Origin of the sequence: Streptomyces sp. NPDC048565 (assembly GCF_040650935.1) — a bacterium.
GTDB lineage: Bacteria > Actinomycetota > Actinomycetes > Streptomycetales > Streptomycetaceae > Streptomyces.
Window position 1 is genome coordinate 229733 of the sequence record NZ_JBEZIH010000005.1, and the last position, 26214, is coordinate 255946.

At 71.5% G+C, this 26214-nt stretch carries 25 protein-coding genes and 1 pseudogene; 7 read left to right on the plus strand and 19 right to left on the minus strand.

Translation table 11 applies throughout. The annotated features are described in order from the left end of the window. Positions 1-17: 17 nt before the first annotated feature. The 10 genes from AB0C75_RS08820 to AB0C75_RS08865 form a co-directional block, all read right to left on the minus strand. Positions 18-2183, minus strand: a complete 2166-nt coding sequence (locus AB0C75_RS08820) for a PQQ-binding-like beta-propeller repeat protein (RefSeq protein WP_362888500.1) — start codon at positions 2181-2183, stop codon at positions 18-20. A gap of 5 nt (positions 2184-2188) precedes the next feature. Then, positions 2189-3154, minus strand: coding sequence for a serine/threonine protein kinase (locus tag AB0C75_RS08825; protein ID WP_362888502.1), 966 nt, complete (start codon positions 3152-3154; stop codon positions 2189-2191). 87 nt (positions 3155-3241) lie between these two features. After that, a complete protein-coding gene (gene tsaE, locus AB0C75_RS08830) occupies positions 3242-3775 on the minus strand; it encodes a tRNA (adenosine(37)-N6)-threonylcarbamoyltransferase complex ATPase subunit type 1 TsaE (RefSeq protein WP_362888504.1) in 534 nt (177 codons plus the stop codon). A gap of 116 nt (positions 3776-3891) precedes the next feature. Beyond that, entirely contained in the window at positions 3892-5103 is a 1212-nt protein-coding gene (locus AB0C75_RS08835) for an alpha/beta hydrolase (protein ID WP_362888506.1), read from the minus strand. A gap of 74 nt (positions 5104-5177) precedes the next feature. Further along, on the minus strand, positions 5178-6332 hold the full coding sequence (gene alr / locus AB0C75_RS08840) for an alanine racemase (RefSeq protein WP_362888508.1): 1155 nt from the start codon (positions 6330-6332) through the stop codon (positions 5178-5180). A gap of 73 nt (positions 6333-6405) precedes the next feature. After that, positions 6406-6789, minus strand: a complete 384-nt coding sequence (locus AB0C75_RS08845; protein ID WP_362888510.1) for a DUF488 family protein — start codon at positions 6787-6789, stop codon at positions 6406-6408. A 37-nt stretch (positions 6790-6826) separates the two neighbouring features. Next, on the minus strand, positions 6827-8272 hold the full coding sequence (locus AB0C75_RS08850; protein ID WP_362888512.1) for an NAD(P)H-hydrate dehydratase: 1446 nt from the start codon (positions 8270-8272) through the stop codon (positions 6827-6829). Positions 8273-8276: 4 nt separating this feature from the next. After that, positions 8277-8645: a holo-ACP synthase gene (locus AB0C75_RS08855; protein ID WP_362888514.1), complete on the minus strand. Its 369-nt coding sequence runs from the start codon at positions 8643-8645 to the stop codon at positions 8277-8279. Positions 8646-8657: 12 nt separating this feature from the next. Beyond that, entirely contained in the window at positions 8658-10505 is a 1848-nt protein-coding gene (gene glmS / locus AB0C75_RS08860; RefSeq protein ID WP_362888516.1) for a glutamine--fructose-6-phosphate transaminase (isomerizing), read from the minus strand. A gap of 55 nt (positions 10506-10560) precedes the next feature. Beyond that, positions 10561-11505, minus strand: a complete 945-nt coding sequence (locus AB0C75_RS08865; protein ID WP_362888518.1) for a DMT family transporter — start codon at positions 11503-11505, stop codon at positions 10561-10563. A 119-nt stretch (positions 11506-11624) separates the two neighbouring features. Here AB0C75_RS08865 and AB0C75_RS08870 point away from each other — a divergent pair, with 119 nt between their 5' ends. Then, positions 11625-12077: an Lrp/AsnC family transcriptional regulator gene (locus tag AB0C75_RS08870; protein ID WP_362888520.1), complete on the plus strand. Its 453-nt coding sequence runs from the start codon at positions 11625-11627 to the stop codon at positions 12075-12077. A 24-nt stretch (positions 12078-12101) separates the two neighbouring features. Next, complete coding sequence (locus tag AB0C75_RS08875; RefSeq protein ID WP_362888522.1) at positions 12102-12569, plus strand: HIT family protein; 468 nt, start codon at positions 12102-12104, stop codon at positions 12567-12569. Between the two features lie 111 nt (positions 12570-12680). Here the strand turns inward: AB0C75_RS08875 and AB0C75_RS08880 are convergent, their stop codons facing one another. After that, the gene (locus tag AB0C75_RS08880) at positions 12681-13031 is read right to left on the minus strand and encodes a PIN domain-containing protein (RefSeq protein ID WP_362888524.1); all 351 of its coding nucleotides are present in this window, start codon (positions 13029-13031) and stop codon (positions 12681-12683) included. Positions 13032-13151: 120 nt separating this feature from the next. Here AB0C75_RS08880 and coaA point away from each other — a divergent pair, with 120 nt between their 5' ends. The 3 genes and pseudogenes from coaA to AB0C75_RS08895 all read left to right on the plus strand — a co-directional run. Then, positions 13152-14144, plus strand: a complete 993-nt coding sequence (gene coaA / locus AB0C75_RS08885) for a type I pantothenate kinase (protein ID WP_362888526.1) — start codon at positions 13152-13154, stop codon at positions 14142-14144. 16 nt (positions 14145-14160) lie between these two features. After that, positions 14161-15114: a DUF389 domain-containing protein gene (locus AB0C75_RS08890; RefSeq protein ID WP_362888528.1), complete on the plus strand. Its 954-nt coding sequence runs from the start codon at positions 14161-14163 to the stop codon at positions 15112-15114. A 13-nt stretch (positions 15115-15127) separates the two neighbouring features. Continuing rightward, positions 15128-15633 (plus strand): annotated as a pseudogene (locus AB0C75_RS08895) (PH domain-containing protein); the annotation flags it as partial. Between the two features lie 13 nt (positions 15634-15646). Here the strand turns inward: AB0C75_RS08895 and glmM are convergent. From glmM to AB0C75_RS08915, 4 genes are all read right to left on the minus strand, one after another. Continuing rightward, positions 15647-17005, minus strand: a complete 1359-nt coding sequence (gene glmM, locus AB0C75_RS08900; protein WP_362888530.1) for a phosphoglucosamine mutase — start codon at positions 17003-17005, stop codon at positions 15647-15649. 220 nt (positions 17006-17225) lie between these two features. Next, entirely contained in the window at positions 17226-17753 is a 528-nt protein-coding gene (gene rpsI / locus AB0C75_RS08905; protein WP_362888532.1) for a 30S ribosomal protein S9, read from the minus strand. A gap of 46 nt (positions 17754-17799) precedes the next feature. Then, complete coding sequence (gene rplM, locus AB0C75_RS08910) at positions 17800-18243, minus strand: 50S ribosomal protein L13 (protein ID WP_030914195.1); 444 nt, start codon at positions 18241-18243, stop codon at positions 17800-17802. A gap of 225 nt (positions 18244-18468) precedes the next feature. Continuing rightward, positions 18469-20088 carry an ATP-binding cassette domain-containing protein gene (locus AB0C75_RS08915; protein WP_362888535.1) on the minus strand — a complete coding sequence of 540 codons (1620 nt, stop codon included), beginning with the start codon at positions 20086-20088 and terminating at the stop codon, positions 18469-18471. A 77-nt stretch (positions 20089-20165) separates the two neighbouring features. Between AB0C75_RS08915 and AB0C75_RS08920 the strand changes: the two genes are divergently transcribed. After that, positions 20166-21026 carry a hypothetical protein gene (locus AB0C75_RS08920; RefSeq protein WP_362888537.1) on the plus strand — a complete coding sequence of 287 codons (861 nt, stop codon included), beginning with the start codon at positions 20166-20168 and terminating at the stop codon, positions 21024-21026. A gap of 62 nt (positions 21027-21088) precedes the next feature. Next, entirely contained in the window at positions 21089-22978 is a 1890-nt protein-coding gene (locus tag AB0C75_RS08925) for a hypothetical protein (protein ID WP_362888539.1), read from the plus strand. Here AB0C75_RS08925 and truA read toward each other — a convergent pair. From truA to rpsK, 4 genes are all read right to left on the minus strand, one after another. Further along, positions 22947-23801 (minus strand): tRNA pseudouridine(38-40) synthase TruA, encoded by an 855-nt coding sequence (gene truA / locus AB0C75_RS08930; protein ID WP_362888541.1) that lies wholly within the window; start codon positions 23799-23801, stop codon positions 22947-22949. The two genes, AB0C75_RS08925 and truA, sit on opposite strands and share 32 nt — an antisense overlap. Before the next feature lie 78 nt (positions 23802-23879). Further along, positions 23880-24383: a 50S ribosomal protein L17 gene (gene rplQ / locus AB0C75_RS08935; protein ID WP_362888543.1), complete on the minus strand. Its 504-nt coding sequence runs from the start codon at positions 24381-24383 to the stop codon at positions 23880-23882. A 228-nt stretch (positions 24384-24611) separates the two neighbouring features. Beyond that, complete coding sequence (locus AB0C75_RS08940) at positions 24612-25634, minus strand: DNA-directed RNA polymerase subunit alpha (RefSeq protein WP_003966937.1); 1023 nt, start codon at positions 25632-25634, stop codon at positions 24612-24614. A gap of 137 nt (positions 25635-25771) precedes the next feature. After that, the gene (rpsK, locus tag AB0C75_RS08945) at positions 25772-26176 is read right to left on the minus strand and encodes a 30S ribosomal protein S11 (protein WP_003956432.1); all 405 of its coding nucleotides are present in this window, start codon (positions 26174-26176) and stop codon (positions 25772-25774) included. Between the last annotated feature and the right edge of the window lie 38 nt (positions 26177-26214).

Here is a 26214-nt window from a genome sequence, read left to right on the forward strand (position 1 = left end):
AGACGCTTCCCGTGCAGTCAGAGGAGTGGGTATCCGGCGGTGTAGGCCTCGCCCTGGGCGATGAGCCGCCCGGTGGGCCCATGGACGAAGTACCGGCCGCGAGCGGCCTCGAACGGCTGGGCGGCCGCACCTGTACGGAGGTCGGCGGCGACGAGGCCGGTGGCGGACTCGCTGTACACGTAGGCGGTTCCCACCGTGGGCGGCGCGTCGGCCACGGCGTCCGCCCGGCCCGTCTGCGCCCACACGACCTTGCCGGTCCCGGCACGCACCGCGACGAGGCCTTGCCCCTTCACCGCCGCGTGGACGACGCCGTCCTTGACCGCCGGCGGCCCGTGGACCGCGCCCGGCCGGTCCTCTTCGTGGTGCCAGGCGACGACGCCGTCCGCCAGACGCCGTGCGACGAGTCCGTCCGCCGCGAGGTACACGTGCTGTGCGTCGACCGCGACCCTGGCACGGTCCAGGACCGGACCGTCCCCGTCGAGCGCGGTGTCCCACAACGGTGCGCCGGTCCTGGCGCCGAGGACGGTGAGGCGCAGCCCGCCGTCCTCGGCCTGCTGGACCAGGACCAGGTGGTCCCCCTCGACCCGGCCGGACAGGAAGTGGAGGCGTTCCGACCCGTCCGGCCTGGCGGGGAGCGCGCGGGTCCACAGCCTCTCGCCGGTCCCGGGGTCGAGCGCGAAGAGGAACCAGGACTGGTCCTCGCGGAACCCGTCGGTCGAATCGCGTCCTGCCCCGCCCACCCCGTGGAGGACCGTGTCCGTGGCACAGAGCAGCTGACCCTCGAACAGGCGGCCCCGCAGGTCCGTGAGACGCGCGACCGTCCCACCGGCCTTGCCCGTGGCCGGGTCGACGGTACGGACGACGTAGGGGGCGTCGTCGTCCAGCGAGTAGTCGACGGCGTACACGCGCTTGCCGTCCGTGACCATCTGGTGGAAGAGGAACACGTCCTCGTCGGACCAGAGGGACCGGCCCGTGCGCGGGTCCAGTGCCTGCGGCATGACGGTCTTGAGTGCGACGAGGATCCGGTCCTCCAGCATGAGCGGGGCCGACGGCCTGTCCTGGTCGGACCCGAAGTCGGACTGGACCTGCCAGAGCATGTCCGTCGCGGGAGTCTTCCGCGTGGTGGAAGCGCCCTTCCCGTCCGGGCTCCGCCGGTCGTGCCGTGCCCAGGCCCCCGTCCCCGCCAGGGCCAGCAGCGAGGCTCCGCCCACGGCCAGGACCCCGCGCCGGGAAGGCCGGACGACGGTCCCGACAGACAGGTCCGGGTGCGTGTCCGCTTCGCCGGGTGGCATACGGCGCGGCATCACGGCGAAGACCGCCGCGGCGCGCCGGACGATGTCGGTGAGGACGGCATCGGGCAGGTGCTCCGAGAAACTCCCCCTGGGTGGTTCGAGCCAGGCCGCGAGATCGGCGGCACAGGGCCGGTCCGCCGGGACCTTGCTGAGGGCCCTGGCCAGGACCGGCAGCAGTGCCGGGGGCACGCCGGTGAGGTCGGGCTCGGCGTAGCGGACCCGGTAGAGGAGGTCGGCGGGCTGCCCGGCTCCGAAGGGCCCACGGCCCGTGGCGGCGTAGGTGAGGAGACCGGCGAGAGCGAACACGTCACCGGCCGTCGTGTGTTCCTGGCCGGTCGCCTGCTCCGGGGACATGAAGGCCGGCGTGCCCGCGGCCGCTCCCGCCCGTGTGAGGTGGTCGTCCCCGTCGGCACGGGCGATGCCGAAGTCGATGACCTTGGGGCCGTCGACGGTGATCATGATGTTGGACGGCTTGAGGTCCCGGTGGACGACGTCGGAGCGGTGAAGCTGGGTCAGCGCCGCGCAGAGCAGAGCTCCGAGTGCCCGCACCGTGGGCTCGGGGAAGGCCCCGTGCGCGGAGACCGCATCGTCGAGCCCCGGCCCCAGCACGTACTCGGTCGCCAGCCACGGGATGTCGGCGGCCGGATCGGCGTCGAAGACCCGGGCCCCGTGGACCGGACCGATGATCCGGGCCGCGTCGGTCTCCAGCCGGAAGCGGCTGCGGAACGCGGGGTCGGCGGCCAGGCGGGCGTGCATCGTCTTGAGGGCCGCGGTCCGGCCGTCCGCCGCACGGGCCAGGTAGACCGTGCCCATGCCTCCGCCCCCGAGGCGGGCCACCGGGCGGTAACCGCCGAATCGGGAGGGGTCGTCGTGCGTGAGTGGGAAGAACATGGCCCTCAGTCCAGGGTGCCGGTGACGCGCGACGGGTGGGTCTCCAGGAGCTGCGCGGGCGTCCTCGGCGGCTCCGCCGCGAGCACGCCTGCCGCCACCCGGGCGAGGGCCACGGCCACCCTCGGGGGCAGGCGGGCGGCGAAGGGGGCGTCGAGCACCGTGGCCTGTGGTCCGGCCTGCGTGCGAGGGGCGCCCAGGTCAGCTTCCGGGCGACCCCCACCCGCCGCGAACATGGCCTCCAGCGCCGCCGCTTCCGGGCGCTGCGCCGGGTCCCGGGCCAGGCACGCGCTGATCACGCCACGCAGCCCTTCGGGGATCTCCTCGCGCTCGGGGGCGGTGTGGCCGGTGCTCGCGTACGAGAGGACCGCTCCGATCCCGTGGATGTCTCCGAGCGGTCGCGGCCGGCCGCCCGTCATCTGCTCCGGCGGCAGGCTGCCGTGGTCGAGGCCCGGGGTGTTCCCTCGGTGCTCCCCGTCCACACCCGTGGAGCGCACCGTCCCGAAACCGGCCAGCCGGATCCCGCCCGGGGTGACCAGCACCGCGGAGGGGGACAGCCCGGCGTGGATCACGCCCCCGGCGTGTGCGGCCCGCAGTGAAGAGGCCAGTGCCGCGCCCAGGGCGCGCACGAACGGCTCCGGCAGCGGGCCGCCCTGGGCCACCAGTGCGTCGGGGAGCGGGAGCGCCGCGACGTAGGGCGCCGCGTACCAGGGGGCCGCCGGCGTACCGCCCACCTCGTCCACCTGGAGGAAGCCCGGAACGGACAGGGCCCAGGCGTGCCGCGCCTCGGCCACCCACCGGGAAGGGTCAGCACCGGCGCGCGGAAGGCAGATGAACACGGTACGGTCCCCGTCGGCGCTCCGCGCGATGTACCGGGGCTCGGAGACGGTGCCCGTACCGCTTCCGGAGCCGAACCGGCCCAGGACCGTGTACGGACCGATCCGGACAGGATCGTCCCCTCGCAGGTGTTCCATGCGCCCGTCCCCCGTGATCGCCCCGGCCTGGGCCAACCCTACTCAGGCACCGCCGCACGGCCCCCGGCCCCCTGGGGAAGCGGGGTTTCAGGCCTCCGCCAGCTCCGCGCCCAGCCTCGCCCAGCGTGTGCCGATCCCCACCAGGGTCACCGTGCGGCGCTCGTCGTCCGTGTCGCCGACCGCGCGGTCGATCACCACCCGCAGCCGGTCGTCGGAGAGCTCCTCGACCTTGCCGTCACCCCACTCCACGACGACCACCGACTCCGGCAGCGACACATCGAGGTCCAGGTCCTCCATCTCGTCGAGGCCGCCGCCCAGGCGGTACGCGTCGACGTGGACCAGGGCGGGGCCCTCGCCCAGCGGCGGGTGGACCCGGGCGATCACGAAGGTCGGCGAGGTGACGGCGCCGCGCACCCCGAGGCCTTCGCCGAGGCCCCGGGTCAGGGTCGTCTTGCCCGCGCCGAGTTCGCCGGTGAGCATCACCAGGTCGCCGGGGGCCAGCACACCGGCGATGCGGCGGCCCAGCTCCTTCATCTCTTCGGGGGACTCGACGGCGACGTCCAGGGTGACGGTGTCCGGTGCGGCGGTGCCGGCCACCGAGCCGTTGTGCGCTGCTTCCATGCCGACCAACGGTAGAGGATCGGCGCGCCCCGGGGCCGTTCGCCCGGATCAGGCCTTGGCACGGATGCCAGGCCGGCACGGATGCCAGGCCGAACCGCCGCCGGGCCGCACCGCTGTCAGGCCGGAACCGCTCCGATCCGCACCAGCAGGTCCGCGAGCCGGTCGGTCACCGTCTCAGGGTGCTCCAGCATCACCAGATGACCGGCGTCCGGCACGATGACCAGCTCGGCGTCCGGGAGCTCGTCCGCGATGGCCTCGCTGTGCGAACTGGGCGTCACCAGGTCCTTGTCACCGGCCAGGATCAGGACCGGGATGTCGCGGAACGCCGGCAGCGCCCCGCTCTTGTCGTGCTCGGTGAAGGCCGGGTAGAACTCGGCGACCACATCGATCGGGGTGGACTCGATGAGCCGCTCCGCGAAGCGCGCGACCGCCGGGTCCACGTCCCGCGAGCCGAACGAGTACCGCTTGATCAGCCCCGCGAACAGGTCGGCGGTCGCCCGCCGGCCCCGCTCCACCAGCTCCGCCTGTGAGCCGAGCGCCTTCAGCACCCCGGGCAGCACCCGGCGCACCGCGTTCACCCCGGCCACCGGCAGCCCGAAATTCACCTCGCCGAGCTTGCCGCTCGACGTCCCGACGAACGCGACCGCGACCACCCGGTCGCGGATCAGCTCCGGACAGCGGTCGGCGAGCGCCATCATCGTCATGCCGCCCATGGAATGCCCGACCAGCACCAGCGGGCCCTCGGGCGCCGCCGCGTCGATGACCGCCTTGAGGTCGCGGCCGAGCTGGTCGATGCCCACCGGTACGCCGTCGGCCTGCGCCCTGCCCCGCTCGGAGCGGCCGTGGCTGCGCTGGTCCCAGTGGACCGTGCGGACCAGGCCGCGCAGCGCCGCGCGCTGGAAGTGCCAGGAGTCCTGGCCGAGGCAGTAGCCGTGGCTGAAGACGACGGTCAGCGGGGCGGGGTCCTTGCTGCCGAAGAGCCTGCGCCGGCGCGAGCCCGATCCCGCGGTTGCCCCGGCGCGCGTGGCCGCACGGCTCGGCCCGCCGCCCGGGTCGATCTCGTCGACCTCGTAGTACAGCTCGGTGCCGTCGTCCGCGACGGCACGTCCTGGCACCCCGCGCAGAGAGCCGTACGGACCTGAGGCGTCCAGGGCCAGGCGGGCCTTCTTGCGCATGCCCCGGCCCACGGTGAGCCGCTCGACGGCGACGCCCGCCGCCGCGCCCGCGGCGATGACGCCTATCGCCGCCCCGGCGAAGCCCGCCCGGCGCCAGCCGGCCGCCGCGACGGCCGCTGTCGCCGCCACGTCCTCCGCGCTGGTCTCGCTCACCGTGCCGTGCTCCTTCGTCGTCGTTGTGGCCTTCGTCGTCGGGCCATGATCCCCGCCGGGCCCGCGCCGGGGTCTCAGCCCCGGCCGGAGTCCTCGTGGAGATGGACGCGGGGGACGCGGGTTCCGATGCGTGTGACGATCTCGTACGCGATCGTGTCCGCCGCCCGCGCCCAGTCCTCGGCGCTCGGCTCGCCCCGGTCCCCGGGCCCGAACAGCACCGCTTCCGCACCCGCCTCCAGCCGGTCGCCCCCGAGGTCGACCACGAACTGGTCCATCGCCACCCGCCCCGCGACCCTGCGGACGGCGCCGCCGACGAGGACAGGGCCACGGCCCGAGGCATGGCGCGGGATGCCGTCCGCGTACCCGACGGGCACCAGGGCCAGCGTCGTCTCGGCGGGCGTCGTGTAGTGGTGCCCGTAGCTGATGCCGTGCCCCGGGGGCACCTGCTTGACCAGGGCGACGGACGCGGCGAGCGTCATGACGGGCCGCAGCCCGAAGTCGGCCGGGGTGCCGAGCTCGGGGCTGGGCGAGATGCCGTACATCGCGATACCGGTGCGTACGAGGTCGAAGTGGGACTCCGGCACCGTGAGCGTCGCCGGGGAGTTGGCGATGTGCCGCACCTCGGGCCTGACGCCCTCCTTCTCGGCGTAGGCCACCATGTCGCGGAAGACGTCCAGCTGGGCGGCGATCGACGGGTGGCCCGGCTCGTCGGCGCAGGCGAAGTGCGACCAGAGACCGGTGACGCGCAGGGTGCCCGCGTCCTCGGCCGCGCGGGCGGCCGAGACGAGCGCCGGCCAGTCGGCGGGCTGGCAGCCGTTGCGGCCGAGGCCCGTGTCGGCCTTGAGCTGGACCCGGGCCGGAATCCCGGCCTCCGTAGCGGCGGCGGCGACCTCGTCGAGCGCCCACATGCCGCTCACCGAGACATCGATGTCCGCCTCGACCGCCTCGCGCCAGGGGCCGCCCGGTGTCCACAGCCAGCACATCACCCGGCCGCCGATCCCGGCCTCCCGCAGCGCGAACGCCTCCTGCGGGGTGGCGGTGCCGAGCCAGGCCGCGCCGGCCTCCAGCGCCGCCCTGGCACAGGGCACCGCCCCGTGCCCGTACGCGTCGGACTTCACCACGGCCATGAGCTGCGCCCCGGACGCACGCGCACGCAGCACGCGCACATTGGCGCGCAACGCGGCGAGGTCGATCTCGGCACGGGCTCTCAGGGTCGCTGTCTCGTTCATCGCGCCCAGTGTCTCAGAGCCTGTCGGGGGTCCCGATCGGAGAGCGGACGCGTTCCGGTGCGTGGTGAGGCGGTCACCGGTGGTCGAGGGAGTGCTCCAGATGCTCGACGAGGACCGGGACCTGGCTGGTCGGTATGTCCTTCACGGCCGTGACGAGGGTGACCGCGCCGCCCCGGCGCAGCAGGGCGAGCAGCTCCTGGACGGCCTCGGTGTGCACGGGGTCGCCGAGCTCGGTGCGGTAGCGGTCCACGAAGTCGTCGTACCGGTTGCCGGGGTCCTCGTGGTACCAGGTGCGGAGTTCCTTCGAGGGCGTCACGTCCTTCGCCCACAGGTCGACCGCCGCGTGTTCCTTGGAGATCCCGCGCGGCCAGAGCCGGTCGACGAGCACCCGGGTGCCGTCGTCCTCCTCCGGTGGGTCGTACACCCTGCGTACGCGGATCTTGCTGCCGCTGCCCACGACCGATCACCTCCCGTTCCCGTACTTCCAGCGTGTCTCAGGCCCGTACGTCCCGCCAGGCGGACGGCACCGCGTCCGCGACGTCCTGCGCGGTGAGCGGCGCCCCGTCCGCGGCCCGGCGCGCCGCGAGCCCGTGCAGATAGGCGCCCACCGACGCGGCGTCGCGCGGCGCGAGACCCGCGGCCAGCAGCGAACCGGTCAGCCCGGAGAGCACGTCGCCGCTGCCCGCGGTGGCCAGCCAGGGCGTGCCGGTCGGATTGACCCGCACGGGCGGGTCCCCGGGCTCGGCGACAAGGGTCGTCGACCCCTTCAGGAGCACCGTGGCTCGGAAGCGCGCGGCCAGTTCCCGTACGGCGGCGAGCCGTCCCGCCTCGACCTCCTCGCGCGCCACGCCGAGCAGGGCCGCGGCCTCGCCCGCGTGCGGGGTGAGGACGGTGGCGGCGGTCCGCTCGCGTACGGCGCCCGCGTCCATCAGCCGGAGCCCGTCCGCGTCGACCAGTACGGGGACGTCCGCTGCCAGCGCGTCGGAGACCGCCGACGCGGCCTGCGTGCCGTCGCCGAGCCCGGGTCCCACCACCCAGGCCTGGACGCGCCCGGCCTTCGACGGCGGCCCGGGGTGCACCAGCGTCTCCGGGAAGCGGGCGATCACCGCGCCGGCGCCGGGGCCCGCGTAGCGCACGGCCCCGGCGCCGCCGCGCAGTGCCCCCGCGACCGCGAGGACGGCCGCGCCCGGGTAACGCTCGGATCCAGCGGCCACGCCGACGACCCCGCGCCGGTACTTGTCGCTCTCGGCGTCGGGCTGGGGCAGCAGGGCGGCCACATCGGCGTACTGAAGAGCCTCCAGGTCAGGGCGGTCCGGAAGTTCAGGGCCCAGGCCGATGTCGACGAGCCGGAGCGCGCCCGCGTGTTCGGCGGCCGGGTCGATGAGCAGCCCCGGCTTGTACGCACCGAAGGTGACCGTCGCGTGGGCGCGTACGGCCGGGCCGAGCACCTGGCCGGTGTCCGCCTCGACTCCGCTCGGAAGATCCACCGCCAGCACGGGCGCGTGGCCGGCGGTGACCTTGCGGACCAGGTCGGCCGCACCTGGCCGCAGGCCGCCACGCCCCCCGATCCCGGTGATGCCGTCCACGACGAGGTCGACGCGGCCCAGCCCGTCGGAGGTGTCCAGGACCTGTCCGCCCGCCGCAAGCAGGGCGTCCAGTGCGGCCCGGTGCACCTTGTCGGGCGAGGTGAGCACGGCCCTGACACCGGCTCCGCGCCTGGCCAGCCGGGCGCCCGCGTACAGCGCGTCGGCGCCGTTGTCGCCGCTGCCCACGAGGAGCAGCACCCGGGAGCCGTACACCCGGCCGCGCCGCCGGAGCAGGTCGCCGCAGGCCACCGCGAGCCCGGCGGCGGCGCGCTGCATCAGCGCGCCCTCCGGCAGCCGTGCCATGAGCGCCTTCTCGGCGGCCCTTACGCTCTCGACGCTGTACGCATGTCGCATGCCGTCAACCCTCCGCGATCACCACGGCGGACGCCACCCCCGCGTCGTGGCTCAGCGACACGTGCCAGCTCCGCACGCCCAGTTCGGCCGCCCGCGCCGCGACGGTGCCGCGGACCTCCAGGCGCGGCTTCCCGCTGTCCTCGACGCACACCTCGGCGTCGGTCCAGAGCAGCCCGCCCGGGGCCCCGAGCGCCTTGGCCAGGGCCTCCTTCGCGGCGAACCTGGCCGCGAGCGAGGCGATCCCCCGCCGTTCCCCGCCGGGCAGCAGCAACTCCCGCTCCACGAAGAGCCGCTCGGCCAGCTGCGGCGTGCGCCCCAGCGCGGCGCCGAAACGCTCGATCTCCGCCACATCGATCCCGACCCCAATGATCACGCGCTCACTCACTCATTCGACTGTCACGGACTTCGCCAGATTGCGCGGCTGGTCCACCTCGTTGCCCCGGGCTGTCGCCAGTTCGCAGGCGAAGACCTGCAACGGCACCGTGGCGACCAGCGGCTGAAGCAGCGTAGGCGTAGCAGGGATCCTGATGAGGTGATCGGCGTACGGGACGACCTCCTCGTCGCCCTCCTCCGCGATGACGACGGTACGGGCGCCGCGGGCCCTGATCTCCTGGATGTTCGACACGATCTTGTCGTGCAGCACCGAACGGCTTCGCGGTGAGGGCGCGATCACCACGACGGGCATTCCCTCCTCGATCAGGGCGATCGGCCCGTGTTTGAGCTCCCCGGCGGCGAAGCCCTCGGCGTGCATGTAGGCGAGCTCCTTGAGCTTCAGCGCACCTTCCAGAGCCACCGGGTAGCCCACGTGCCGGCCCACGAAGAGCACGGTGGGGCGGGTGGCCAGCGAGCGGGCCAGCTCGCGTACGGGCTCCATGGTGGCCAGGACACGGTCGACGGCGCCCGACATCTCGGAGAGCTGGCGCACGACGGTACGGATCTCGTCGCCCCACTTGGTGCCGCGCACCTGTCCGAGGTACAGCGCGACGAGGTAGCAGGCGACGAGCTGCGTCAGGAACGCCTTGGTGGAGGCGACGGCGACCTCCGGCCCCGCGTGCGTGTAGAGGACGGCGTCAGACTCCCTCGGGATGGTCGACCCGTTCGTGTTGCAGATGGCGAGGACCTTCGCCCCCTGCTCACGGGCGTGCCTGACCGCCATCAGGGTGTCCATCGTCTCGCCGGACTGCGAGATGGCGACGACGAGGGTGCGCTGGTCCAGGATCGGGTCGCGGTAGCGGAACTCGCTGGCCAGCTCCGTCTCGCAGGGCAGCCTGGTCCAGTGCTCGATGGCGTACTTCGCGATCATCCCGGCGTGGAAGGCGGTCCCGCAGGCGACGACGACGACCTTGTCGACCTCACGGAGCACGGCCGCCGGGATGCGCACCTCGTCGAGACGGAGCACCCCCTCCCCGTCGATCCGACCCAGCAGCGTGTCCGCGACGGCCTTGGGCTGGTCGGCGATCTCCTTGAGCATGAAGGAGGCGTAGCCGCCCTTCTCGGCTGCCGACGCGTCCCAGTCCACGTGGTACTCGCGTACGTCGGCGGGCAGACCGTCGAAGCCGGTGACCGTCACCCCGTCCCGGCGGAGCTCGACCACCTGGTCCTGGCCCAGCTCGACGGCGTCCCTGGTGTGCGCGATGAAGGCGGCCACATCGGAGGCGAGGAACATCTCCCCGTCGCCCACCCCGACGACCAGCGGCGAGTTCCGCCGGGCCCCGACCACCGTGCCCGGCTCGTCGGCGTGCACGGCGACCAGGGTAAACGCGCCCTCCAGCTGCCTGCATACCTGCCGCATGGCCTCCGCCGGATCGCCGCTCGACGAGTACGCCTCGGCGAGCAGATGGGCGACCACCTCGGTGTCGGTCTCGGAGGCCAGGTCATGACCGCGCCCGGCCAGCTCCTCCCGCAGCGCCGCGAAGTTCTCGATGATCCCGTTGTGCACGACGGCGACCCGGCCCGCGTTGTCGAGGTGCGGGTGGGCGTTGGCATCGGTGGGCGCGCCGTGCGTGGCCCAACGGGTGTGCCCGACCCCGGTGTTCGCGGCCGGCAGCGGCCGGTCCTTCAGCTCCTTCTCCAGATTGACGAGCTTCCCCGCCTTCTTCGCCGAGGCCAGCCCTCCGTCCGCGAGGACGGCGACCCCCGCGGAGTCGTACCCCCGGTACTCCAGCCGCTTGAGCCCCGCGACCACGACATCCTGCGCCGACTGCGCCCCGACGTAACCCACGATTCCGCACATATCGGCACCATAAGGCCGTACGGGGACGGGGGACAGCAGGGGTGGGCCGTCGTGGTCAGGCCGCGGTCGGGGCCGGGTCGTCCGCCGTCCCGTCCGCCCGCAAGGCGTTCACCGAGCCCCGTCGCTCGATCATGCCGAGCGCCACTCCGGCGACGATGATGACGCCGCCCGCCGCCTGGGCCGGGCGGATCGACTCGCCGTTGATCACGACGGCGCCGACGACGCCGAAGACCGGGACGAGGTTGAGGATGTTCACGGCGACGCTCGACGCCATCCTGCGCAGGCCGTAGTTGTAGAGCAGGAAGCCGCCGACCGAGCATGCGACGGCGAGGTAGACCAGCAGCGAGGCGGAGGCGGCGCCCGGCATCCGCCAGTCGCCGGCCTCCAGCAGCGAGGCCAGGAGGAATCCGGCGGCGCCCGCCAGGGTCTGGTAGTACGTGACACTCACGGCGCTCCGACCGGCGCTCGCGCGCTTGCCGAGCACGTTGTACCCGGCCCAGGCCAGACCGCCGAGCAGCAGCAGGACGTCTCCGGTCCACCGTGCGTTCCCGCCGACCTCCGCCCCGTTACGCACGACGAGGAAGGCGCCGACGGTGGCCAGCAGCACGCCCGCGACGCGCGACAGCGGCATCCGGCTGCGGAAGAGGGCCAGCTCCAGACCCATCGTCATCAGCGGATACGTGGCCACGATCAGGGACGCGTCGGACGCCGTGGACAGATCCACGCCGACGTTCTCCAGGATGAAGTAGACGGTGATACCGAGGAGTCCGCTCAGGTAGAGCTGCCGCCGCTGCCGTGCGTCCGGCCGGGACGGGCGGTTCCGGCCCAGCCGGACCATCACCGCCAGGAGTACGGCCGCCAGGGTGAACCTGATCGCGCCGATGCCGAGCGGGCCGACGTCCTCCAGCACCTCCTTGGTCACCGCGTACGAACTGCTCCAGAGCAGCGCTGCCGCCACCACCGCGCACACCGCCGACAAGCCGGGCCCTCGCTCCCGCATCCGAATCACACCTCTCCCGACCAAACAAACATCAGCCAACCCGGGAGAAGGTAACAACATCGACGGCTGTCACGAGTAGACTCCGAACTACCTTCGGAATCCGACAGAGCGAGGCATGCGTGGACGAACTAGATTCGGCGTTGGTGCGGATGCTCCAGGAGGATGGCCGGCGTACCAACCGGGACATGGCCCAGGAGCTCGGCATCGCCCCCTCCACCTGCCTGGAGCGGATCCGAGCACTGCGTGAGCGAGGCGTCCTGACGGGGTTCCACGCGCAGGCCGACCTCGCTTCGATCGGCCGGGGACTACAGGCCATGATCGCGGTCCGGGTCCGCCCTCCGACACGTTCGGTGATCGAGAATTTCCAGGCCTTCCTGGAGCAGATGCCCGAAGTGGTCTCGCTCTTCGTCCTCACCGGGAACGACGACTTCCTGGTGCACGTGGCCGTCCGCGACACCGAGCATCTGCACTCGGTGGTCCTGGACAAGCTGACGAAGCGCCGGGAGCTCGCCGACGTACGGACATCGGTGATCTACGCACACATGCGCAAGCCGGTCATCGAACCCACGTGACACCGGGCCGTACGCTCTGGGTTCATGACAACTTCCGAGTGCTACATATGCGTGAAGGAAGCGAAGTTCGACGATCTGCCGCCCAGGGAGTGCGTCGCTTTCGACGAGCACTGGCGGGTGGCCCATGCCTTCGACACCGCGCTTCCGGGCTGGCTGGTGCTCCTACCCCGTCGCCATGTCACGGCCGTCCACGACCTCACCGACGCGGAGGCCGCCGCCCTGGGAACGTGGCAGGTCGGCCTCTCCCGGGCGCTCCGCGGCGTGACCGGGTGCGACAAGACCTATGTCGTCCAGTTCGCCGAAGCTGAGGGCTTTGCCCACGTGCACTTCCACATCGTGCCGCGCACAGCGGATCTACCGCAGGAGCAACGCGGTCCGGGCGTCTTCGAGTTGCTGAGGCGCTCGGAGCCCGAACGGGTGACGGACGAGCAGGCGGACCGGATCGCCCTCTCGCTCCGAGCCCGGCTTCGCGAGCACCCGGATCTCGCGTAGCCCGCCGCAGGGCAGGGCCGCAACGGCCCGTAGTACGCGTCCGGGCCGCCGCGGACGGGTACCTCGGTCACCTCCAGGCGTCGACCACCCGATCCGGCCCCCGGTCAGCCGTCAGCCGACGTCGTGGATACGGTGCTCCCGCAGGTCGGGGGCATGTCGAGCGACAGTGCGGTAGTCCGCGTCGTCGTGGAGGACGGTCAGCCCGTGGTGCGCGGCGGTAGCAGCGATGATCAGATCCACGGCCGAGGCGCTCCGATGCTGTCCCGCCCTGGCCATGCGCTGTTGCACCGCCCCGATCCAGCGCCCCGCGTTCTTCGGCACCGAGACTTCGGGATACAGGTCGGTGAACATCTCCACGATCTCGTCGTACTCTCCGCCGGTAGGAGCGCTGAACAGGAACTCCGCGCGCTGCGGATAGCAGGAGCCCACCGCGCCGGCGCAGATGGTCTCGTACCAGGGCAATGTGGGCCATGTACAAAAGACTGTAGGCCATCCACATGCGCCGCTCCTCTGCCCGCAGAACCGCACCCACGTGACCGAGCCCACCCCCCACTGCGTCAAAACTCCCGCAACAATGAGTAGGTGATCACCTCACCCGCACGGAGCCCCCGCCGCACCGAGCACGCGCCGACGCCCTACGTCGACCTGACCAGGGACGAGTGGAGCGCTCTGCGTGACAAGACTCCGCTGCCGCTGACCGCCGACGAGGTCGAGAAGCTGAGAGGGCTCGGCGACGTCATCGATCTCGACGAGGTCCGGGACGTCTATCTGCCGCTCTCCCGGCTGCTCAACCTCTACGTCCAGGCCACATCGGGCCTGCGCGGCGCGCTGAACACCTTCCTCGGGGACGCGGGCAACGGGCACGGCGAGCAGCGCGGCACCCCGTTCGTCATAGGGGTCGCCGGAAGCGTCGCCGTCGGCAAGTCCACCACCGCCCGTATCCTCCAGGCGCTGCTCGCGCGCTGGCCGGAGCACCCCCGGGTGGAGCTGGTGACGACCGACGGGTTCCTGCTGCCGATGAAGGAGCTCCAGGCGCGCGGCCTGATGTCGAGGAAAGGTTTCCCCGAGTCGTACGACCGGCGGGCGCTGACCCGGTTCGTCGCCGACATCAAGGCCGGCAAGGACGAGGTGACGGCCCCCGTCTACTCGCACCTGATCTACGACATCGTGCCCGGCGAGCGGCTGACCGTACGCCGTCCCGACATCCTGATCGTCGAGGGGCTGAACGTCCTCCAGCCCGCGCTGCCCGGCAAGGACGGCCGGACCAGGGTCGGGCTCGCGGACTACTTCGACTTCAGCGTGTACGTGGACGCGAAGGCCGAGGACATCGAGACCTGGTACCTGCACCGCTTCCGCCGGCTGCGCGAGACGGCGTTCCAGAACCCGTTCTCGTACTTCCGCAAGTACACGCAGGTCTCCGAGGCCGAGGCGCTCGACTACGCGCGCACCATGTGGCGCACCATCAACAAGCCGAACCTGCTGGAGAACGTGGCGCCGACGCGCGGCCGTGCCACTCTGGTGCTGCGCAAGGGGCCGGACCACAAGGTCCAGCGTCTGTCACTGCGCAAGCTCTGACCAGGAAAGGTGCACCGTGCTGCATCTGCGCCTCATCGTGCCCGCCGACCGCACCGACGAGGTCGTGGAGCTGGTGGAGCGTACCGTCGGCGCCACGCATCTCGCGGTGCTGGCCGGTGCCGCCCGCAGCCCCGCAGGGGACGTGGTGGTGTGCGACGTGGCGCGACAGGCGGCCGACGAGCTGATCGACGCGCTGCGCGAGCTCGGCATCGACAGGTCCGGGGCGATCACCGCCGAGGAGATGGACCTGGCGCTGTCCGCCCGCGCCGAGGAGGCGGAGAGGCAGGCACCCGGCGACAGCGCGGACGCGGTGCTCTGGGAGGAGCTGACCGAGGTCACGCACGAGGAGTCCACCTTCAGCGCCACCTATGTGGCCTTCCTCGGCGTCGCGATGATGCTGGCCGCCTGCGGGGTGATGCTCGACAACGTGATCCTGATCGTCGGCGCGATGGCGGTCGGCCCGGAGTTCGGCCCGCTGGCCGGGGTCTCGACCGCCCTGGTGCAGCGTGCCCCGCGCCTGGTCGCCGCATCCCTGTGGGCCCTGATCGGCGGGTTCGCCGCCGCGATCGTGCTGACGATGGGGTTCGTGTGGCTGATGGACGCGCTCGGGTCCTTCGACGCCGGCATGCTCACGGCCGACCGGCCCAACACCAACTTCATCTGGCACCCGGACCAGGTCTCCTTCATGGTGGCGCTGCTCGCGGGCGTCGCAGGAACGCTCTCGCTGACCTCCGCGAAGTCGGGGGCGCTGATCGGCGTGGCGATCTCCGTGACGACGGTTCCGGCAGCCGCCAACGCCGCCATCGCCTTCAGCTACCAGGATCTCCAGCAGGCCTGGGGGTCCTCCCAGCAGTTGCTGGCCAACCTCGGCGGGATCGTCCTGGCAGGCACTCTGACGCTGCTGGTCCAGAAGGCGCTGTGGAGCCTGCAACGCAGGGCGGACCCGGCCGTGAAGCCGCCCGGGGAGTAGGGCGTGTTTCGAACCCACGGACCCGCTCGGCTCTCCGACGGCCCTCGTCTGGGCGGCCTCGGGCACCGTGACCACGCTGGGAATGCTCGCCTGGGCCTGGCACGCCACCCGCATCCGTACGCCTGGAGCCGCCGCGGTGCCCGAGGCCGGGGCGGCCGAGGAGAAGGAGGACCGGTTCCTCGCCGCCCGGTTCCTCGAACACACTGAATACAACCCGAACGGCTTCGGTACCCACATCGTCCTGGGTGGCGGCGTCCGCCCGTGGTGACGCCCCACCCCGGCCCCGGCAGGTTCGCCGCGAGACGCATCCCGGTGGAACGGCTCACCGTCACGAAGGTGCGGCGCGCGAGGGGAAGCGACGGCGACGCCGTCCCCCGCAGCTGGCACATCGCCGAACTCGACGACGCGGGCCGGCCGGTCCGTCTCGCGGCAGCCCCGGCCGACCTGATCCGCATAACCGCTGAGCTGGAGCGGGCCCGACGCACGAAGGACCCGGCCGTGGAGCCGGGTCCTTCCTGAAGGTGCCGGCAGGTCAGCCGAGCGCGGCCTTCACCACGTCGGCGAGCTGGCCCGCCACGGCGCGCGCCTGTTCGAGGTCGGCGGCCTCGACCATGACCCGTACGAGCGGCTCGGTGCCCGACTTGCGCAGGAGTACGCGCCCGGTGTCGCCCAGCGCGTGCTCGGCCTGGGCCACCGCGGTGGCCACCTCGGGCGAGGTGTCCACCCGGGACTTGTCGACGTCCGGCACGTTGACGAGGACCTGCGGGAGGCGCTGCATCACGCCCGCCAGGTCGGCGAGCGTACGTCCGGTGGCGGCGACCCTGGCCGCGACCATCAGCCCGGTCAGTGTGCCGTCACCGGTCGTGGCGTGGTCCAGGACGATGACGTGGCCCGACTGCTCGCCGCCCAGCGCGAAGCCTTCGGCTTTCATCGACTCCAGGACGTAACGGTCGCCGACGGCGGTCTGGACGAGCTGGATGCCCTCCCGCTCCATCGCCGTCTTGAAGCCGAGGTTCGACATGACCGTGCCGACGACGGTGTCCTTGCGCAGATGCCCGGACTCGCGCATGGCGACGGCGAGCACGGCCAGGATCTGGTCGCCGTCGACCTCCTCACCGGTGGCGTCCACGGCCAGGCAGCGGTCCGCGTCGCCGTCGTGCGCGATGCCGAGGTCGGCGCCGTGCTCGACGACGGCGGACCGCAGCAGCTCCAGGTGGGTGGAACCGCAGCCGTCGTTGATGTTCAGGCCGTCCGGCTCGGCGCCGATGGTGATGACCTCGGCCCCGGCCCTGGCGAACGCCTCGGGTGAGACACGGGCGGCGGCGCCGTGCGCCTCGTCGAGGACGACCTTCAACCCGTCGAGCCGGTTCGGGAGGACACCGATGAGATGGGCGACGTAACGGTCGAAGCCCTCGTTGTAGTCGGTGACACGGCCCACGCCGCCGCCGGTCGGGCGGCTCCACGGCTCACCGCCCCGGTGCTGCTCGTAGACCGTCTCGATGCGGTCCTCCAGCTCGTCGGCGAGCTTGTGCCCGCCCCGCGCGAAGAACTTGATGCCGTTGTCGGGCATGGCGTTGTGGCTGGCGGAGAGCATCACGCCGATGTCCGCGCCGAGCGCGCCGGTGAGGTACGCCACCGCAGGAGTGGGCAGCACCCCGACGCGCAGCACGTCCACGCCCGCGCTGGCCAGGCCCGCCACGACGGCGGCCTCCAGGAACTCCCCGGACGCGCGGGGGTCACGGCCCACCAGAGCGGTCGCCCGATGCCCTTCGAAGGTGCCCGCCTCGGCCAGTACGTGCGCCGCCGCGACCGAGAGTCCGAGCGCGAGCTCGGCTGTCAGGTCCGCGTTGGCGACGCCGCGCACGCCGTCCGTGCCGAAGAGTCGTCCCACTGGTGTCCTCCGAAGGTGCTCCGAAACCGCAAACCAAAGTAATCAAAACAGGGCAGAGCGAGGCAAGGCACAGCAAAGAGAGGGTGCGCTTGAGGCTTCCGACCCTATAAACGTGCAAACGTCTTAAGCCGTTATACGCCCGCGAGGGCTGATAGACGAACGCCCCAGCAGCACGGGGTGTGCCGCCGGGGCGAACGTGTAAAGCAGACGAGCAGGCGATTTAGCGCTTGCTGTACTGCGGGGCCTTACGGGCCTTCTTGAGACCGGCCTTCTTGCGCTCGACCGCACGGTCGTCGCGGGAGAGGAAGCCGGCCTTCTTCAGCGTGGCGCGGTTGTTGTCCGCGTCCGCCTCGTTCAGCGCACGGGCCACGCCGAGACGCAGGGCGCCGGCCTGACCGGAGACGCCGCCACCCGAGATGCGGGCGATGACGTCGTAGCGGCCGTCGAGCTCGAGCACCTTGAAGGGCTCGTTGACTTCCTGCTGGTGCACCTTGTTGGGGAAGTAGTCCTCAAGGGTGCGACCGTTGATCTTCCACTTGCCGGTGCCCGGGACGATCCGGACACGGGCGATGGCGTTCTTGCGACGGCCAAGGCCGGCGGCGGGCTGCGGGTCGCCGAAGCGGCCGGCGAGCGACTCGGAGGTGTACTCACCCTCGACGGGGACCTCCGACTCGAAGGTGGTCACCTCGGCGAAGGTCTCTTCGCCCTCGGTGCCCTCGACGGGCGTCTCAACAGTGGTCTCGGCCACGATTCTCCTCAGATCTTTCTTTAACGTCTTAGGGGGGAGGCCGGAACTACTGTGCGACCTGGGTGATCTCGAACGGGACCGGCTGCTGCGCAGCGTGCGGGTGCTGGTCGCCCGCGTAGACCTTGAGCTTCGAGAGCATCTGACGGCCCAGGGTGTTCTTGGGGATCATGCCCTTGATGGCCTTCTCGACGGCCTTCTCGGGGTTCTTCGAGAGCAGCTCGTCGTAACGCACGGAACGGAGACCGCCCGGGAAGCCCGAGTGGCGGTACGCCATCTTCTGGGTCTTCTTGTTACCCGAGAGGTGAACCTTCTCGGCGTTGATGATGATGACGAAATCGCCCATGTCCATGTGGGGGGCGTAGATCGCCTTGTGCTTGCCTCGCAGGAGGTTCGCAGCCGTGGTGGCAAGACGGCCCAGGACGATGTCCTCGGCGTCGATGATGTGCCACTGGCGAGTGACATCGCCGGGCTTGGGGCTGTACGTACGCACTTCGTAGCCTTCGCTTCTTCAGTGGATGGGGTGAAGACACACTGCACCTCTGAAGCGATCATGCAGCTGGGGCTCACAATGCCGGGACGCTGCCCGTATGCGAGCCACTGGTAACTGCTCCAGAGAACCTACGCAAGACCCTGCGCGTGAGAACGACCGAGCCAATGCGTATAACAACAGCCGAGAGTACCCGCCCCTCACCGGACGGGTCAAAACGCGCCGTCCCTACCGCGCGCGCTCCACCCTGCGCTCGTCCCAGACGGGCTCCGTGGACTCCCGCACCACCCCGTCCGAGCCGAAGACCAGGTAGCGGTCGAAGGACTTCGCGAACCAGCGGTCGTGCGTGACGGCCATGACCGTCCCGTCGTACACCTCGAGACCGTCCTGGAGGGCCTCGGCCGACTCCAGGTCCAGGTTGTCCGTCGGCTCGTCCAGCAGCAGCGCGGTCGTGCCGGCCAGCTCCAGGAGCAGGATCTGGAAGCGTGCCTGCTGCCCGCCGGACAGCCTCTCGAAGGCCTGGTCGCCCTGGCGCTCCAGCTCGTAGCGCCGCAGCACCGACATCGCTCCGCCGCGGTCCTTGGCGTGCTCCGTCCACAGGATCTCGACCAACGTCTTGCCGAGCAGCTCCGGATGGGCGTGCGTCTGCGCGAAGTGGCCGGGCACGACCCGTGCGCCGAGCTTCCACTCACCGGTGTGCGCCACGGGCTCCCCCGCCAGCAGCCGCAGGAAGTGCGACTTCCCCGACCCGTTGGAGCCGAGCACCGCGACCCGCTCGCCGTAGTAGATCTCCAGGTCGAACGGCTTCATCAGACCGGTCAGCTCCAGGCGCGTGCACGTCACCGCCCGCACTCCGGTCCTGCCGCCGCGCAGCCGCATCCTGATGTCCTGCTCGCGGGGCGGCTCCGGCGGCGGGCCCGCCTCCTCGAACTTCTTGAAGCGGGTCTGCATCGCGTGGTAGCGGTTCGCCATGTCGGGGCTGTTCGCCGCCTGCTGCCGCATCCGCAGGACGAGCGCCTTCAGCCGGGCGTGCTCCTCCTGCCAGCGCCTCAGCAGCTCCTCGAACCGCGCGAAGCGCTCCTTGCGCGCGTCGTGGTACGTGGCGAAGCCGCCACCGTGCACCCATACGTCGCTGCCCGCCGCGCTCGGCTCCACGCTGACGATCTTCTCGGCGGCGCGGGAGAGCAGCTCCCGGTCGTGGGAGACGAAGAGCACCGTCTTACGGGTCTCCTTGAGCTTCTCCTCCAGCCACCGCTTGCCGGGCACGTCCAGATAGTTGTCCGGCTCGTCGAGGAGCAGCACCTCGTCCGGGCCCCGCAGCAGCGCCTCCAGGACCAGACGCTTCTGCTCGCCCCCGCTGAGCGTGCGCACCTCACGCCACTGCGCCTTCTCGTACGGGACGCCGAGCGCGGCCGTCGTGCACATGTCCCACAGCGTCTCGGCCTCGTAGCCCCTGGCCTCCGCCCAGTCGCTCAGGGCCTGCGCGTACGCCATCTGCGCGGCCTCGTCGTCGACCGTGAGGATCTTCTCCTCGGCCGCGTCGACCGCCTTCGCGGCCTCCCTGATACGGGGCTGGGCCACGGACACCAGCAGGTCGCGGACGGTCCGCTCATCCCGTACGGAGCCCACGAACTGGGCCATGACCCCGAGCCCGCCGCTCACCGAGACCGAGCCGCCGTGCGGCTGGAGCTCCCCGGCGAGCAGTTTCAGGAGTGTCGTCTTCCCCGCCCCGTTCGCGCCGACGAGGGCGACGACGGCGCCGTCGGCCACCCGGAACGAAGCGTCGCCGAGCAGCACCCGTCCGTCCGGTAGGTAGTACTCCAGGTGGCCCGCTTCAAGATGTCCCATGCACAGCATTGTCACGGCATGCGAACCGTTCACCCAACCGGATTACGGTCCGGTGCCCCAGCGCTAGGATTCGCCGCATGAGCTACGGGCAAGGGGGGCCCTCCTGGGGGCCGGGAGGACCGGGAGAGAGCCGGACTCCGGACTGGGCGGCGCTGGCCGAAGCGTCCGCCACGCGCGGCAGACGCAGGAAGTGGCTGCTGGTCGGCGGTGGCGCACTGGCCACAGCCGCCGTGGCCGCGATCGTCGCCACCGCCGTCATCACGACCAACACGAGCAGCACCTCCGGGTCGGACAAGAAGGCGAGCGAGCTGCCGGCCCCCGCCGACCTGCCCTCGGAGTCCTCCGCGCCCGAGCCTTCCTTCTCCTCGGTCGCACCGCCGCCCCCGCCGGACCCGAAGGACTACATAGCCGACGAGAAGAAGGACAAGACCCCGGTCACCGTCGACGCCTTCTTCCCCGGCAAGAAGCTGACCATGGGCGACCGCGTCTACGCCAAGGGCGCCACCGCCCGCACCAGCAGCTGCGCCACGACGACCCAGGGCGCCCTCGGCTCGATCCTCGACAGCAACGGCTGCGACCAGGTCATCCGCGCGACGTACAGCAAGGGCGGCACGGCCGTCACCGTCGGACTCGCCGTCTTCGGTACCGAGGCCGAGGCCAAGAAGGCCGCCCAGCAGGCGTCCGGCGGCGTCGCCTCCCTCAGCGGTGCAGGAGTCCCCACCTTCTGCCGCGGCGGATCCGTCTGCCGGCGCACCGCCAACTCCTACGGCCGCTACGCCTACTTCACCGTCGGCGGCTACACCAGCGGCAAGAACGTCACCACGGCGGCCAAGGACGTGTACGCGGTCGGTGACGACCTGACCGACTTCACCTTCCGCCAGATCCGTCACCGCGGCGAGGTCCAGGCCTCGGCGGCCGCAGGAGCCCCCGCCGCCTGACCGGCCGTGCCCTCCCCCCACGCACAGTCCCAGTCCCTCCCCTCGACCGAGGACCCGTCGCCGTGCGTCTGACCACCCTCTTCAGCCTCCCCCGCGTGCTGCGCCACAGCCACGCGATGGGTGCCGGCCTGCCCCCGGACGAGGCCGTGGTCCTCGACGCCCCCGACCCCTCGCTGCGGGCGGCACTCGCCGCCGCCGCGACGGGGAACCACGCCCCGGCCGCCGAGCTGCTGGCCCTCACCAGGGAGCACGCCCAGTGGGAGCGCAGGGACACCTGCGTCTCCCGCCTGGCACGGGCCTCCCTGCACCACCCGGGCTGGCTGGACAGCTGGCTGGAGGACTCCCCGGAGAACCCGGACGCCGTACTGGTCAAGGCCGACCAGTACGTCTACGAGGCCTGGCAGATACGGACCGGGGCCCGTGCCAGCCATATCGAGGACGACCAGTTCCGGGCGTTCCACGCGGTGCTGCGGGACGCGGTGCCGGTGATCTCCACCGCCGCCGAGCTCAACCCCGACGACCCGGTCCCCTGGCGCGTCGCCCTGACCCAGGCCCGGGGCATCCAGGCACCCAGGACCGTCTTCGACACCTATCTCGCCGAGGCCAACGCCCGCGACCCGCACCACGAGGGCTGCCACGTCCAGGCGCTCCAGTACCTCTGCGCCAAGTGGTACGGCTCCCACGAGGAGATGTTCGCCTTCGCCGAGCGGGCCGCCGGCCAGGCACCCCCGGGCTCCAGGCTCCACGCACTGCCCCTCCAGGCCGTCGTGGAATACCTGATCTCCGAGGAGGAGACACCCGGCGCCGACCCGTACACCGAGCGGGCCGAAGCGGCGGTGGCGCGCGCACAGGCCCTGTCGGACAGCTACGCCCCCGGGGAGCGGGAGGCCGCCGGCTTCCGCAACCATCTGGCCCTCGTCCTGTGGTCGATGAACCGCTACGACGAGGCCCTCACCGTCTTCCGCACCATCGGCGTGCACGCCACGACGTTCCCCTGGACCTATTTCGGCGAGCCACGTGCCGAATTCCTCGAAGCCCGCTCCGACACCTGCGTGGAGCTGGCGATGAAGGTCCCCTTCTTCCGCGCGGCTCCCGAGCCCCCGGCCACCGACCTGCCCGACTGGGAGCGCGACCTGGCACCGCGGTCGGTCGCCATCGCGTCCACCGGCCCCACCGAGGTCGCCCAGGCCGCCCTGATCTGCGGCCAGAGCCTCAGGACCGCCCCGGCGGGCAACCACCACACATACGTCGAGATCGTCCCGGACCCCGTACGCGGCAAGCGCGCGGCCCTGCTCCCGGAGGACCCGCTCACCTCGGCAGCCGACAACTTCACCACGGCCGAGGAGTGGCCCACCCTGGTCCTGCACCGCACCCCGGAACGCGGCAGCTTCACCCTGCTGCACCGGGGCAAGCAGGTGGCGGACCACACCTGGGAGACCGCCGCGCCCGCCACCGACCACGCCGAGGCAACCAGGACGGCCGCCGCGCTCGCCCGGGTGTACGGGCTGCCCGACCCGCGCCCCCTGGCGCACATCCTGAGGGCCACGGGCGACCCCGCCCGCCACCAGAGCGAGCTCGTCGCCGCACTGGGCCTCCCGCCGCTGCCCGCCGGATACGGCGGCGAGCAGGAGATACTCGCCACGCTTCCGGGCGCCCGGCTGCTCGCCCGGCGGGGCTTCCTCGCGGGGATGCGGGACACCATGACGACGAAGGCCGGCGTCCACCCGGAGGCTCCCCCACCGGACGAACCGCACCCGGCCCGCTGGTGGGCGCTGCGCACCGCGGCCCTGCTGCTCTTCACCGCGGCGGCGGTCTACGCCTGGTGGACCCCGGACATCGGCTGGTTCCGCTCCACCGCGTCCAGCGCCCTCGCCCTGTACTTCGCGGCCGAGCTGTACCGCGCCGTGCGCCGCAGACCCCTCAGCAGCAGCCCGCCCCCGGAAGCGTCCTGACGTTCCGCGCCTCCAGAGCCCTGGCCGCCAGCAACTCATCGGCCGGGTACGCCACTTCCTCCAGCGTCAGCCCGTGCGGCCGCACCACGTGCACCGCCGGATCCCGCACCTTCGCGGCCAGCACCTCGGCCGGCCACCCGGCCGGCCTGCGCCCGTCCCCGACGAACAGCGCCGCACCGATCAGAGCCCGCACCATGTTGTGGCAGAACGCGTCGGCCTGCACGGTCGCCGTCAGCACACCGGACTCCCCGTCCCGTATCCAGTGCAGCTTCTGGAGCGTACGGATGGTCGTGGCGCCCTCACGCTTCTTGCAGTACGCGGCGAAGTCGTGCTCCCCCGTCATCAGGGCCGCCGCCTCGTTCATCGCGTCCACGTCCAGCGGCCGGTCGTGCCACAGCACATGCCCCCGGGTCAGCGGATCCACCCCGCCCGGCCGGTCCCCCACGCGGTAGGCGTAACGCCGCCACAGCGCGGAGAAGCGCGCGTTGAACCCGGCGGGTGCCGCGGCCGCCCGCCAGATCCGTACGTCCAGCGGCAGGCGCCCCGCCATCCGCCGCAGCAGCTTCTCCTCGTGCTCGGCCCACACCTCGGCCGGCAGGTCGACGTGCGCCACCTGCCCGCGCGCGTGCACCCCGGCGTCGGTGCGCCCGGCGACCGTCAGGTCGTACGTCACCGCCGACCGCGTCACGGTGCGCAGGGCGTCCTCGATCTCGCCCTGCACGGTGCGCCTGCTGGTCTGCTTCGCCCAGCCGGAGAAGTCCTTCCCGTCATAGGAAAGGTCCAGCCGTACCCGTACAAAGCCGGGCTCTGCCTCGTCACTCACCCGCAGATCCTCTCAAAACCGAACGGGCCCGCACCGCCCCGAAGGGTGATGCGGGCCCGTACCTGGGTCTCAGAACGCTCAGGCGTCCTTGGACTCCTCAGCGGCGTCGGCCGGCTTGGCGTCCTCGACGGTCTCGGCCGGAGCCTCGTCCTTCTTGAGGGCGTCTTCCTTGACGGCGCGCTTGGTGGCGGCCTCGGCCTCACCGGTGGCGGCCTGCGCCACGGTCAGTGCCTCGACCAGCTCGATGACAGCCATCGGGGCGTTGTCGCCACGACGGTTGCCGATCTTGGTGATGCGGGTGTAACCACCGGGGCGGTTCTCGTACCGCGGGGCGATCTCGGTGAAGAGCGTGTGCACGATGCTCTTGTCCGTGATCGACTGCAGCACCAGGCGACGGTTGTGGATGTCGCCCTTCTTGGCCTTGGTGATGAAACGCTCGGCGACCGGACGCAGGCGGCGGGCCTTGGCCTCGGTCGTGGTGATGCGGCCGTGCTCGAACAGCGACTTCGCGAGGTTGATGAGAAGAAGCTTCTCGTGCGCAGCGCTGCCGCCCAGACGGGCACCCTTGGCGGGCTGAGGCATGGTGTTTCTCCTTGTGTGCTGCACCGGCCGTATCAGGTACCGGTGTCAGTTCCCGCGAGGCGGCCGCCCCGCGGAAGTCTTCGTACGTCAGCCGGACATCAGCCAAGATTCAAGCCGGTCCGACTCACCGGACATCAGCCGATCTCAAGCCCGTCCGGCGTTTGAGGACAAAGCCTCAGCCCCGGCACGGGGCACCCTCGAATCCGGGCACCCCCAGCCGGGAGGCGACTAGTACTGCTCGGTCTCCACGAAACCGGCGTCCGCGTCGTCATCCGCACCGAACGCGTCCGCGGCGGCGGTCGGGTCGAAGCCGGGAGGCGAGTCCTTGAGCGCCAGGCCCATACCGGCCAGCTTCGCCTTGACCTCGTCGATCGACTTCGCACCGAAGTTACGGATGTCGAGCAGGTCCGCCTCGGAACGCGCCACGAGCTCACCCACCGAGTGGATGCCCTCGCGCTTGAGGCAGTTGTACGAACGGACCGTGAGCTCGAGCTCCTCGATCGGCAGCGCCAGATCGGCGGCGAGCGCGGCGTCCGTCGGGGAGGGGCCCATGTCGATGCCCTCGGCGTCGATGTTGAGCTCGCGCGCCAGACCGAACAGCTCGACCAGGGTCTTACCGGCCGACGCCATGGCGTCACGGGGACGCATGGCCTGCTTGGTCTCGACGTCGACGATCAGCTTGTCGAAGTCGGTGCGCTGCTCGACACGGGTCGCCTCGACCTTGTACGTGACCTTGAGCACCGGCGAGTAGATGGAGTCGACCGGAATACGGCCGATCTCCTGGCCCACCTGCTTGTTCTGGACGGCGGAGACGTAGCCGCGACCGCGCTCGACGGTCAGCTCCATCTCCAGCTTGCCCTTGCCGTTGAGCGTGGCCAGGACCAGGTCCGGGTTGTGGACCTCGACACCGGCCGGCGGGGCGATGTCAGCAGCGGTGACCAGGCCGGGGCCCTGCTTGCGCAGGTACATCACGACCGGCTCGTCGTGCTCCGAGGAGACGACCAGCTGCTTGATGTTGAGGATGAGGTCGGTCACGTCCTCCTTGACGCCCGGCACGGTGGTGAACTCGTGCAGGACACCATCGATCCGGATGCTGGTGACAGCGGCACCGGGGATCGAGGAGAGGAGCGTGCGACGCAGGGAGTTGCCGAGGGTGTAACCGAAGCCCGGCTCCAGCGGCTCGATCACGAACCGGGAGCGGAATTCGTCGACGACCTCTTCGGTCAGCGACGGACGCTGAGCGATAAGCATGTGGTGATCCTTCAGTCGTGGGCACCCGCTATTTGATGCCCGACAGATAAGACAAGGGTACGGGCGACACGCCCCCTAAGGGACATGCCGCCCGCAACCAGCGCTACTGACGCACGGCCGTCACCGACCGTAGCGGCTCAGACGCGGCGACGCTTCGGCGGACGGCAGCCGTTGTGCGGCGTCGGGGTGACGTCCTGGATCGAACCGACCTCGAGGCCCGTGGCCTGGAGGGAGCGGATCGCGGTCTCACGGCCGGAGCCGGGACCCTTGACGAAGACGTCAACCTTGCGCATGCCGTGCTCCTGCGCGCGGCGGGCGGCCGACTCGGCGGCCATCTGCGCGGCGAAGGGGGTGGACTTGCGCGAGCCCTTGAAGCCGACGTGGCCGGCGGAGGCCCAGGAGATCACGTTGCCCGAGGGGTCCGTGATCGAGACGATGGTGTTGTTGAACGTGCTCTTGATGTGCGCGTGGCCGTGAGCGACGTTCTTCTTTTCCTTGCGACGCACCTTCTTGGCTGCGCCCTGACGACCCTTGGGGGGCATGTCTTGACTCCAGATGGAGAGGGGAGGTGATCGGTCCT

Bases quoted from the DNA above. Each gene is read 5' to 3' on its own strand.
- AB0C75_RS08915 (WP_362888535.1), bottom strand. From the start codon at position 20,088: ATGGGACATCTTGAAGCGGGCCACCTGGAGTACTACCTACCGGACGGA.
- rpsK (WP_003956432.1), bottom strand. From the start codon at position 26,176: ATGCCCCCCAAGGGTCGTCAGGGCGCAGCCAAGAAGGTGCGTCGCAAG.
- AB0C75_RS08940 (WP_003966937.1), bottom strand. From the start codon at position 25,634: ATGCTTATCGCTCAGCGTCCGTCGCTGACCGAAGAGGTCGTCGACGAA.
- AB0C75_RS08875 (WP_362888522.1), top strand. From the start codon at position 12,102: ATGACAACTTCCGAGTGCTACATATGCGTGAAGGAAGCGAAGTTCGAC.
- AB0C75_RS08865 (WP_362888518.1), bottom strand. From the start codon at position 11,505: ATGCGGGAGCGAGGGCCCGGCTTGTCGGCGGTGTGCGCGGTGGTGGCG.
- rplQ (WP_362888543.1), bottom strand. From the start codon at position 24,383: ATGCCTCAGCCCGCCAAGGGTGCCCGTCTGGGCGGCAGCGCTGCGCAC.
- AB0C75_RS08825 (WP_362888502.1), bottom strand. From the start codon at position 3,154: ATGGAACACCTGCGAGGGGACGATCCTGTCCGGATCGGTCCGTACACG.
- AB0C75_RS08820 (WP_362888500.1), bottom strand. From the start codon at position 2,183: ATGTTCTTCCCACTCACGCACGACGACCCCTCCCGATTCGGCGGTTAC.
- AB0C75_RS08850 (WP_362888512.1), bottom strand. From the start codon at position 8,272: ATGCGACATGCGTACAGCGTCGAGAGCGTAAGGGCCGCCGAGAAGGCG.
- AB0C75_RS08920 (WP_362888537.1), top strand. From the start codon at position 20,166: ATGAGCTACGGGCAAGGGGGGCCCTCCTGGGGGCCGGGAGGACCGGGA.
- alr (WP_362888508.1), bottom strand. From the start codon at position 6,332: ATGAACGAGACAGCGACCCTGAGAGCCCGTGCCGAGATCGACCTCGCC.
- glmS (WP_362888516.1), bottom strand. From the start codon at position 10,505: ATGTGCGGAATCGTGGGTTACGTCGGGGCGCAGTCGGCGCAGGATGTC.
- tsaE (WP_362888504.1), bottom strand. From the start codon at position 3,775: ATGGAAGCAGCGCACAACGGCTCGGTGGCCGGCACCGCCGCACCGGAC.